The sequence below is a fragment of the Clostridium sp. RTP31139st1_H3_RTP31139_211217 genome (assembly GCF_040227035.1).
Taxonomy (GTDB): domain Bacteria; phylum Bacillota; class Clostridia; order Clostridiales; family Clostridiaceae; genus Clostridium; species Clostridium saudiense.
In genome coordinates, this window is the sequence record NZ_JBCOAB010000039.1 from 19631 (window position 1) to 31328 (window position 11698).

Here is an 11698-nt window from a genome sequence, read left to right on the forward strand (position 1 = left end):
TTAAAGTAATTTATTTAACAATATAAGGTAAAGTTAAAACCATTGATGTTCCTTTCCCTAAGACACTAAATATTTCAAGTCCATATTTTTCACCATAATTAAGCTTTAAACGTCTATTAATATTCCTTAAAGCAATGCCTTTAAATTTATTGTTTTTATCATTTATATAGTCATTTAAATCTTTAAGAGTATCAGTGTCTATACCAATTCCATTATCAGAAATAGTTAAAAGAAGTTGGTTACATACCTTTTGTCCTTGTATAATTATTTTTCCATTACTACTACACTCACTCAAACCATGATAAATTGCATTTTCAATAAGTGGTTGAATAATCATTTTTATTATTTCACATTCCATTACATCTTCAGTAATTAAGTTTTCAATAATAAATAATTGATCAAAGCGTATCTTTTGTAAGTAAATATAATTATCTATTATATTAAGTTCCTCTCTAAGCTTAACAGTATTAACTTTTCTATTCATACTATATCTTATGATTGAACCAAAGTATTCAGCCATTATAGACGTTTCTTCATCATCATTAAGTTCAGCCATCATATGAATCGATTCTAAGGTATTGTAAATAAAGTGTGGATTAATTTGATTTTGAAGTTGTTTCAGTTCTAAATCTTTTTGTTCTATTTTATTTTTATAATTAATATTTATTAAATCATGTATACGGCTTTTCATTTCATTATAGGATTTAACCAAAATACCAATTTCATCTTCTCTTTCATATAACAATTCGGATGATAAATTACTTTCAATATTACTTTTATCCATATTATCTATGAGATAATTAATAGGGTTAAATATTCTTTGAATAAATAAATTGTATAAAACTAAAAACAATATAGAACAAAATACAATGTTAGTAACAAAAGAGAAAATATATAAACTGTTAATAGTATATACAGATGTATTAGGTATTGCACTTAATAGTATCCAATTAGTTAAAGGTATTGTATTAGATGTAGTTACATATGGATCTATATTAGTAATTGTTTTAATAACTGGTGAATTGCTAATGAAATTAAAATCTTTGAAATACTGAGTGAAATTGATTTCATAATTATTTGATATTATTAAATCACCATTAGGAGTATATAAAGAAAGAATTTGATTATCATAAGGTAAATCTTTAGTTAATATATCCAATAGCTCATCTATAGGAAGCGTTAATAATAAGATACCTGTAATTTCTTGAGTTTTTAAATTAATTATTTGACGAGCTACACCAATTAATGAATTATTATTAGATGAAGTATATTGAAAAATATCTTCTGATTTCATATTTGGTAAAAATGTAATTGCATTAGAATCATTTAAAGCATTAGAAAACCATTCTTCTGAAGAGGCATTTTTTATTATAGAATTAGTTGTATTTCTAGATGAAAAAACACCTTCACCAGATAAATTATAAATAAAAGCACCATTTATTGATTTGCTTTGAATAAGCATCATTTCACAAAGATAATTTAAATAATTATAATCAGCTATATCATATTTTTCATCTGAAGTTAAAGTAGAATGTAACTTATCTATTTCTGGTATTATTAAAGGGTATTTTGATACTTCAGAAAGATTATTAAACTTTTCGTAAAGCTGTTGACTAAGAGTTGTATTAAAATTTTTAATAAGCTTATCATTTTTACTAAACTCATAGCGTGAATATGAATAGAGATTAATTATAGTCATTATAAAAAATAAAGAATACATAATAATAAATGTTAAAATTGTAAGTTTTTTTATTGATAAATTTTTATCTAAAATCATAAAATCCCCTATTATTAAAAAAAATATTTTCATATCATAAATTTTGTGTTAATTTAAATATATAGGAAATTTCAAAAATATTCAATATTAGGAGGGTTTATGAGAATAATTGTTGTAGATGATGATAAAATTATTAGAATGGGTTTAATAAAAATATTGAATAAATTATTTGAAAATCATGAAATAGTTGGAGATTTTCAGAATGGATTGTTAGCATTTGAATATTTAAAGGAAAATGATGGACAAGTTGATTTAGTAATAACTGATATTAAAATGCCAATTATGACCGGAATACAATTCGTAGAAAAAGCTAATAAAGAATTAAAGCATCCACCAATATTTCTAGTGTTAAGTGGATATGATGAATTTACATATGTTAGAGATACTATGAAATATGGAGCATTTAATTATTTATTAAAACCAATCAAAAAGGATGAATTAAAAAAGGTTGTAGAAGAAGTTGAAATAAAAATTGAAGAATTAAAGAAAAAAGATAAAATTATGACTAAATCTATTGAAGTCATAAAGAAGGATTTTTTTAAACATTTATTATTTTCAAACTCAGATATTAATATAAGAACAGATAAAAGTTTATTAGAAAATATTCAATTAGATGAAGGTTATTACTATCAAATGGTCGTACTTCCGATAAATAAAGAAGAAAAAGAGTTTAATAATAAATTATTAAATAGTTATTTTAAAGAAGTTTCTAATAATAATAAAATTGAATATATATATTTTCTTTATAGTGATAACGTTTATATAGTTTTCTATTTTAATGGAAATGAAATAAGTAATATTAGCGATGTAACAAATCTAATTGATGAGAAATCTAATGTATTTATAGAAAATGGAATAAGCGTATTTATATTAGAATGTACTAATAAAATTTGGGAAGTAAGAGAGCATTCTAAATTAGTTAGAAAAGTTAAGGAGAAAATGTTATACAATAAAAATTCAAAAAAGTACTATGTTGATGATTTAAATGAATTATCAGATATATTAGAAGATGATAAAAATTTATACAGTGCAACATCAATTAAATTAGCAATTCAATTTATAACAAAGAACTTCAATAATAATATAACCTTAAAGGATGTAGCTGATGAAGTATTTTTAAGTCAAAATTACTTATCAGAACTATTTAAAAAAGAAACTGGAGAAGGTTTTTATGAATTCTTATCAAACTATAGAGTTAAAAGAGCAAAGGAATTATTAGTTACAACAAATTTAAAGATATATGAAGTAGCTGAAAGCGTTGGATATAATGATTCTATTACATTTGGAAGAGCTTTTAAGAAAATTACAGGAACAACACCAAATAACTTCAGAAATAACAAGGCTAGAGAGAAGAGTATAGCAAGGTAGGGTAGAGATATGATTAATATGGGCAATAATAAAAAAATGATCATTTTAATATTAATTGCTTTGGTGATTCCAATAATAGGAATGGGTGTTTTGTTTATAGGAATGAATTTTAACACTGAAATTAAAGTAAGTGATAATTTAGAAGGGAATATTACCTTTGTAAGCAATAGAACTGATAAGAGTGTAGAAATTGAAGCATTAATGAAAGAATTTGAGGAAATTAACCCAAAGGTTAATGTAACTCTAGAGCTAATTGGTGATGCACAATCTATATTACAAAGAAAAGCATCGGTTGGTGAGTTACCAGATGTAACATTAGTTCCATCAACAATTTCAAAAAATGAATATAGAAATTATTTTTTAGCATTAGATGATTTAGGATTTAATGATTCTAATATTTATAATTATTTTATGGGAACTGGTAATGATTATAGTTTGTATTGCTTAAACACATCTATAACATGGCAAGGGATAATTTACAATAAGGATATCTTTAAACAGGCAAATATAGATAGATTACCAACTACAATAGATGAATTGTTTCAAGCATGTAACAAGATAGAGGCGTTGGGCATAACTCCTATTGCTATTAATTACAGACAGTCGTGGACTATGGATTTATGGACAGATATTATACCACATTTGTTTGATAATAATTTATCAAATGATGTTATGAATGAAAATAGGCAGATAATGGATAGCAATGGCGGATTGTACAAGTCTTTAAGTTTAGTACGTGAAATTGTTAATAGAGGGTATGCCGAAGAAGATCTATTTAATTATGATTGGCAACAATTTAAAAATGATATGAGTGAAGGAAAAATTGCAATGGCAATTTGGAATTCAGATTTTATATATCAGTTAGAAGATATGGGTATGAATATAGATTCATTAGGGATGTTTCCTATACCAGAAACTAACACTATAAAAATTTATGGCGATTATATGTATGCTGTTTCTAATACGACTGATAATCCAGATACAGCAAAGGCATTTTTAAAATTTATATTTGAAAACAATAGATATGCAAATGCAGTTAACATAATGTCTCCTTTGAAAGAAGATAAGGAGACAAAAGAAGTATTAGAGAAACTAGGTGAATTAAATATTCCAATAATAACTTATTCAGATTATATCAGTAAGCAATCAATGGAGGTAGCTAGATTAGAAGATGAGTTTTTACAAATAAAAAAAGAATGTGGAATAGATGCTGCATTTGTTCAGAAATTTATAATTGAAGACGATATAGATAGATTGATAAATGAAATTAATCTGAAATGGAATGAACAAATAAACAAATAAACAAAAGTATAGACAACGATAAAAATAAAGTATATACTTATTAAAGGGTATTGATGATTTCGTTTACTTATGGAGGGATAAAAATGGCAAATTATATGGTATATGATATTGGTGGATCAGCTGTTAAATGGTCAGTAATAACAGATTTAGGACAAATATTGATTAGTAGTAAAATTGGAATTTCTAAAACTCTAGAGGAGTTTTTTGAAGAATTAGCGTCCTTAGTTGAAACTTATAAAGAACAATTTTTATTAGAAGGTATAGCAATAAGTGCACCAGGTGCTGTTGATTCAGTAGAAGGAAGCATAAAGAGTAAAAGTGCTATACCATATATTTATGGAATTAACTTTAAAGAAGTATTACAAGAAAAAACAGGGCTAAAAGTTGAAATAGAAAATGATGCAAATTGTGCAGCTTTAGGTGAATGTTGGTTAGGTGCAGCTAAAGATAATGATGATTCTGCATTTATTGTTTGTGGAACTGGAATTGGTGGTGCTATTGTAAAAAATAAAAGAATACATACAGGTGCACATATGCACGGTGGTGAATTTGGATATTGTATAGTTGATTGTGACGTAGATAAAAATAAGCTTTTAGTATGGAGCGATGTTGGATCAACTTTTGCACTAGCTAAGGCAATAGCAAAAAGAAAAGGGTTAGATATTAATAACTTTGATGGTAGAAAAGCATTTGAATTATATGATTCAGGAGATGAAATTGCCATTGAAGAAGTTAATAAATTTTTTACTTATATGGCTATAGGGATAATTAATATACAATACACATATGATCCAGAAACTGTAATTTTAGGTGGAGCAGTTTCTGAAAGAGAAGGTATAATTGATGATATTACAAATAAGGTTAAAGAGATATTAGATACTAATGAATATGCAACTGTTATACCAGTAATAAGAAAATGTATCTATGGAAATGATGCTAACAAGTTAGGGGCTTTATATAACTTTCTTCAAAAGCAGGAACTACCTATTGAAATTAAATAAGGTATTATTTTAAATAATAATTACAAGGGAAGTGCTAAATGAATAAATATGAAATCATAGCAATTGATATTAAGGAAGATATGCTTAAAGGTGTATATAAACCTAATAAAAGATTACCATTTGAAAAAGGTATATGTGAAAAATATAATGTAAGTAAAATGACTGTAAAAAAGGCTTTGGATCTATTAGTTTCTGAAGGGTTAATTGTTAAAAGGCGAGGATCTGGTACCTTTATTAAGGATATTACTGAAAAAGAGATAAATAGAATAATAGATAAAAAGCAATTTTCAGGATTAACATATAATAATATAGGACATAAGGTTACAAGTAAGGTATTAAAATTCACAGTAATTAATGCTGATAATAAGATTGCTAATATGTTGAAGATTGAAAAGAACAGTTTTGTATATCTAATAAATAGGGTTAGGTATGTTGATGACGAACCAATAGTTATTGAAAAACCATATATGCCAATAAATATAATTCCAGGTATAAAAATTGATGATGTTGAAGGATCAATATATTCATATATTAAAAATAAGCTAGGATTAAAAATACAAAGTGCACATTCAACTATTAGGGAAGATAAAAGTAATGAAAATGATAGAAATTATTTGAGGCTAAAAAGTGATGAACCAGTTATAGAGGTTGAAAGAGTTGCTTATTTAGAAAATGGAAAGGCTTTTGAATATTCTTTTGCAAGACATAGATATGATAAATACGAATTTAAAACTATAACAGTCATATAAGTGAGATTCTAAATCTTGATTTAGTTAATCGAACTTACTCAGCGACTGAAAGGAGTCGAGTTTCCTTAAAATAGATTCTAAATCTTGATTTAGTTAATCGAACTTGCCTGAAACTTTAAATCTTAGATTTAGTTAGTTGAAGGTACACTTTAGTGTACTCAGCGACTAAAACGAGTCGAGTTGTTATAAAAATAGGTAGAATTATAAGTTCTACCTATTTTTTTATACTTAAAAGTGATTTGAAAACATATAAAAATAGAATTATTAGAAAAACTAACAAAAATTAATAGATAAATATTTAATTATAAATAAATTATACGATTTATAAATCAAAATTATGATGTAATGGCAAAAACATAGAATAGTGAATTAAAAGTTTGTAAAATAAAGAATGTAAACAGGAAAACGTTTGCTAAATGATAAGAAAAGATAAATTTTCGAGGGGGAGAATTACAATGAAAAAAAGATTATTAAGTGTTATTTGTGCAAGTGTAGTAGCCACATCACTTTTTGCAGGTTGTTCATCAACAGCTTCTGATGGTGGAGATGGAAAAGGTGAAGTTACTTTAAAGGTTTTAACACATAGAACAGATATAAAAGATACTGTGTTAAAAACAGTTGCAGATAAGTACTATGAAGAAAAAGGTGTAAAAATAGAGTGGGAAGCAATCACTGATTATGAAAGTATAGTTCAAACAAGAATGAATACTCAAGACTACGGAGATGTATTAAATATATTACCAGCTTTCAAAGCTGAAGAATTAGGAGAATTCTTCGAACCATTAGGATCATTAGAGGATTATAGTGATTATGTTGGAGTAAGTGAAAGAGCTGATTTAAATACTGATACAGTTTACGGTATTCCAAATGGATTAGGAGCAGATGGTGTAGTTTATAACAAAAAAGTATTTGCTGAAGCTGGATATGATGAATTCCCAAAAACTTTAGATGAATTATATGAAGCATTAGCAAAAATTAATGAACAAGAAGGTGTAGTTCCAGTAGCTATTAACTCAGCTGATATGTGGCCATTAAGCCAATATGATGCTGTTTCTTCAGTAATTTACGGAAATCCATATTACTATAGAGATATGGGAAAAATGGAAAGTCCATTCTCAGCTGGAAAGCCAACAGGGGATATGTTAGAAATCCTTTATAAGTTTGTTAGTGAAGGTTGGGTTGAAGAAGATTTAGCTACAACTAACTGGGAACAATCAAAAGTTGATATGGCTAACGGTAAAATAGGTATGATGACTTTAGGTATGTGGGCAGTATCACAAATTCAAGAAGCAAATGAAGCAAATGCTGATGATATTGGAATTGCTCCATTCCCAGCAACTAACTCAGGAGAATTAAAAGCTGGTGCGGGTCCAGATAACTATTTAGGTGTAAGCAAATATTCTAAACATAAAGAAGAAGCTAAAGATTTTGCTATATTCTTTGCTAACTCTTTAGATTACTTAGATAGCTGTGGATTTATTCCTGCTAACCAAAATCTTACTTCTGGAAATCCAGTTGTTAAAGAGTATCAAGAATCTGGTGTTGAATTAATGTTTGCAGATCCAGCAGAAGCAGATCAAGCAGCAAGCGATTTAACTACTGAAATAGCTAATGAATCAGGAACTAAATTCTGGGTTGGTGAATATATTCAAAATGCTGTAATAGCTGCTAAGAAGAGCAGAGCAGATTTCGATAAAGTTATTGAAGATTATAACAATAAATGGAATACTAACAAAGAAAAATTATCTAAATAATAATTTATATAAATAATTTAGGGGGGATTTCCCCTCTAATTATTAAATTGTTTATATATTAAAGTCTCTAAATTAATGTAAATAGAGAGTAGCAATATTAAAGGAAAGAAGTCGTAAAGGGGGAGAAACTGTGTTTAAAAATGTAAGTTACAAAACACAAAGGAAATTTATAATAGCACTATTCTTACTAATTCCACTTACATTACTGTTTGTATTTACATATTTACCAGCAATAAATATGATATCTTACAGTTTTACTAATTGGAAGGGTTATGGAGCTAAGACGTTTATTGGACTAGAAAATTATATAAATATATTTAGTGATCCAGAAGTTTTTTCAGTATTAAAAAATAGTTTATATTATTTTGTTGGTGGTTTAATACAGTTAGCTTTAGCATTCGTTTTTGCAGTAATAATTAATTCTAAAATTAAAGGTAAAAGTTTCTTTAAATCATTGTTCTTTTTTCCTTATTTAATCAATGGTGTTGCAATATCATTAATGTTTTTATTCTTCTTCCAACCGAATGGAACATTAGATACTGTACTTAGCATGTTAGGATTAGATAGTATAATTAGACAATGGCTTGGTGATGCTCATTATGTTAATTTCTCTTTAGCATTTACATCAATTTGGAGATTTTTTGGGTATAACTTTATTATATTCTTAGGGGCTTTACAATCAATCTCAGATGAAGTTTTAGAAGCAGCAGACCTAGATGGTGCAGGAGATTGGCAAAAAATAAGATATATTTATATACCTTCAGTTAAGAGAATTATTCAATTAAACTTAATATTAAATATTTCAGGAGCAATTTCAGTATTTGAAATACCATATATTATGACTGGCGGATCAAATGGAAGTTCAACATTTGTTATTGAAACAATTAAGACAGCGTTTACTTATAATAAAGTAGGTAAAGCATCAGCAATGGCTGTTATAGTAATGCTTATAGTTGCAGCAGTAGCATTAATTCAAAATATATTCTTTAAGGAGGAAAAAGAGTATGCAAAGTAGCACTCAAATAAATGCAACAAAAGCAAGGATGGATAAAGAAGTACTTGCTTTAAGAGCAAAAAGTATATTTTTTAAAACATTAAAATATTTATCATTAATAGTAGCATCAATTGTATTTCTTCTTCCAATAGTAACTATATTTTTAGCATCATTTAAGGAATATAATGAATTTTACTCTTCAAACAAGTTAGCATTACCACAAAGTTTTTTAAATTTAGATAACTTCAAAACTGCATTCATACAAGGTGGAATGATGAGAGGTTTCTTTAATACAGCATTCATAATGGTAATTTCATTAACAGGTACAATTTTACTTGGAGCAATGGTTGCATATGTATTGCATAGATTTGATTTTAAGTTAAAGAAAGCAATATTACTTGTTTACATGGTACCAATGTTTTTACCAATGGTAACTACTCAAGTTGCTACATTCCAAATAATGAGTAAACTTGGATTATATAATAGTCTTTGGGCTCCAATAGTATTATATTTAGGAGCAGATGTTATGAGTATTTTCATAATGATGCAGTTTATGGATTCTATTCCATATTCAAATGATGAAGCAGCAATGCTTGAAGGTGCATCATACTTCTATATATTTAGAAAGTTAATAGTTCCACTATTAAAGCCAGCTATAGCTACAATTATAATAATTCGTGGAGTTGGTATTTATAATGACTTCTATACACCTTTCTTATATGCGCCAGGTGATAATATGGGAACACTTGCAACTTCACTTTATAAGTTCATGGGACCATATGGTGGACAATGGAATGTTATTTGTGCAGGAGTTATCTTAATTATGATTCCAACATTGATAGTATTCTTATCATTACAAAAATATATCTATAACGGATTTACAGCAGGAGCGGTAAAATAGCTTTGATAGTTAGGAGTTAGTAGTTAAGGGGTAAATTTAGCTTTAGCTGAATTTAGAAAAAATATATTTTTAGAAACTGCGTTAGTAGTTTCATCCTTAACTATTAACTAAAAACTACTAACTCTAAACTAATTTTTAGAGGTGATAACAGTGAAGGAAAAGACATTTAGATTCGTTCATATTTTATATGTTTTACTAATAACCAATATAATATCTATATGCTATCTTGCAATAGGTTTATTTGCATTAACAATAGTTCCAGTAGTTTTTACTAACATAGAAATTTCAATAATGTTATTCAATGATGAAATTGATGGATATTCAGGTGTTTTAAAAATATTTAACACAGGAATGAAAAAATATTTTAAAGAGAATAAAAAACCTGCAATAATAACAGGTTTATACACATTGAGTTTAGTAATTGCAATATTTATGTTAAGAAGAATAGATTCACCGATTGCAAGTACATTAAATTATTTCTTTGTATACTTATATATAGTTATAGCGATGTACTGGGGATATTATTCTTTATATGTAATTGCGAAAGAAAGACCTATTAAATATATTGATGCATTAGCAATAATGTTTATGGAACCTAAAAAATTATTTACAACAACAGTTTTATTTGCTTTATTTATGGCAGTAGGAATATTTAGAAAAGAATTTTTAGTTATTTTAGCTATTGCTATTATTTCAGCTATGTTTGTAAAAATAAATAGAAGTACTATAGATGCAGTAAAGATAAATAGATAAATTAAGGAGATTTTTATGAACTTAGAATTTGACATAAAAAGTTTTAACTTTATAACATGGCATTGGAAGAATGATTTTAATTTAGAAGATGCAAAGAGAGAAATAGATTATCAAATTTTAAATTGTAATATAAATGCAGTAACTTTTGCTTTTGCAGCACAGCAAGATCATTGTTATTCAACAACAATAGATTGGACAGGCAGTCATATGCCTAATGATAATCAGTTAGAAGATCTAATTAAATACTCTAAAGATAAGGGATTAAAGACATTAGTTAAGCCAATGTTAAATGTTTCTGATGGATATTGGAGAGCATATATTAGATTTTTTGATGAGGATGTTCCATGTGAACCAAAATGGGAAGAGTGGTTTAAAAGTTATGGTGAGTATATAATTCATTATGCTCAATTTTGTCAAAAGAATAATGTTGATATTCTAATAATAGGTTGTGAGTTAGTAGGAACTGATCATAGGTGTGATGAATGGAAATCCTTAGTGAAAAATATAAGGAGAATATATAATGGAGCATTAACATATAATTGTGATAAATATCAGGAGCATAATGTTAAATGGTGGGATGCATTAGATTATATTTCATCATCGGGATATTATCCAGTAGGTACAATTTCTAAGGAATTAGATAGAATTGAAGAAGTATGTAAAAAATTTAACTTACCTTTTATATTTACAGAGGCAGGATGTCCATCAGTTAAAGGTGCTTCGAAGATGCCTAATGATTGGTTTTTGATTGAAACAGGAGAAGTTTGTGAAGAAAATCAATATAATTATTTTAAAGAACTTTTTGAAGAAAGTTCTAAACGAGGATTTATCAAAGGCTTTTGTTTGTGGGATTGGCCAATTAAGTCACCTCAAAATGCAAAGGATAAATATGAAAAAGATTATACTGTTAAGTTTAAGAAAGCTGAAAATTTGATTTTTCAGTATTTTAGTGAATAAATTAATATAATAGTATGGAGGTTATAAAATCAATAAACAGGTTTGATTTTATAGCTTTTTTTATTTGACGAATTGTCAAGCTAAGTGCAACACTTAGCTTGTTCTTCGTTAAATGCTTCTAACGGTGTCTTGTATCCAAGAC

The 11698-nt window shown here is 27.0% G+C and carries 10 protein-coding genes; 9 read left to right on the top strand and 1 reads right to left on the bottom strand.

Features of this window, described 5'->3' with window-relative positions; genetic code table 11:
* Window positions 1-10 precede the first annotated feature (10 nt).
* Window positions 11-1777 (bottom strand): sensor histidine kinase, encoded by a 1767-nt coding sequence (locus tag ABUA17_RS14250; RefSeq protein WP_042398425.1) that lies wholly within the window; start codon window positions 1775-1777, stop codon window positions 11-13.
* A 99-nt stretch (window positions 1778-1876) separates the two neighbouring features.
* Here ABUA17_RS14250 and ABUA17_RS14255 point away from each other — a divergent pair, with 99 nt between their 5' ends.
* The 9 genes from ABUA17_RS14255 to ABUA17_RS14295 all read left to right on the top strand — a co-directional run bounded on the left by ABUA17_RS14255 (window position 1877) and on the right by ABUA17_RS14295 (window position 11556).
* Entirely contained in the window at window positions 1877-3145 is a 1269-nt protein-coding gene (locus ABUA17_RS14255) for a response regulator transcription factor (protein WP_055276270.1), read from the top strand.
* 9 nt (window positions 3146-3154) lie between these two features.
* Window positions 3155-4447: an ABC transporter substrate-binding protein gene (locus tag ABUA17_RS14260; RefSeq protein WP_055291850.1), complete on the top strand. Its 1293-nt coding sequence runs from the start codon at window positions 3155-3157 to the stop codon at window positions 4445-4447.
* An 83-nt stretch (window positions 4448-4530) separates the two neighbouring features.
* Entirely contained in the window at window positions 4531-5448 is a 918-nt protein-coding gene (locus tag ABUA17_RS14265; RefSeq protein WP_055291848.1) for an ROK family protein, read from the top strand.
* A gap of 38 nt (window positions 5449-5486) precedes the next feature.
* Window positions 5487-6197 carry a GntR family transcriptional regulator gene (locus tag ABUA17_RS14270; protein WP_055291846.1) on the top strand — a complete coding sequence of 237 codons (711 nt, stop codon included), beginning with the start codon at window positions 5487-5489 and terminating at the stop codon, window positions 6195-6197.
* A gap of 455 nt (window positions 6198-6652) precedes the next feature.
* Window positions 6653-7951, top strand: coding sequence for an ABC transporter substrate-binding protein (locus ABUA17_RS14275; RefSeq protein WP_042398411.1), 1299 nt, complete (start codon window positions 6653-6655; stop codon window positions 7949-7951).
* A gap of 130 nt (window positions 7952-8081) precedes the next feature.
* Window positions 8082-8966: a carbohydrate ABC transporter permease gene (locus ABUA17_RS14280; RefSeq protein ID WP_042398408.1), complete on the top strand. Its 885-nt coding sequence runs from the start codon at window positions 8082-8084 to the stop codon at window positions 8964-8966.
* Window positions 8956-9846, top strand: a complete 891-nt coding sequence (locus ABUA17_RS14285) for a carbohydrate ABC transporter permease (protein WP_242833246.1) — start codon at window positions 8956-8958, stop codon at window positions 9844-9846. The genes ABUA17_RS14280 and ABUA17_RS14285 overlap by 11 nt, the downstream gene beginning before the upstream one ends.
* A 150-nt stretch (window positions 9847-9996) precedes the next feature.
* Window positions 9997-10599: a hypothetical protein gene (locus ABUA17_RS14290; protein ID WP_042398405.1), complete on the top strand. Its 603-nt coding sequence runs from the start codon at window positions 9997-9999 to the stop codon at window positions 10597-10599.
* 15 nt (window positions 10600-10614) lie between these two features.
* Window positions 10615-11556 carry a glycoside hydrolase family 113 gene (locus ABUA17_RS14295; RefSeq protein ID WP_055291844.1) on the top strand — a complete coding sequence of 314 codons (942 nt, stop codon included), beginning with the start codon at window positions 10615-10617 and terminating at the stop codon, window positions 11554-11556.
* Window positions 11557-11698 lie beyond the last annotated feature (142 nt).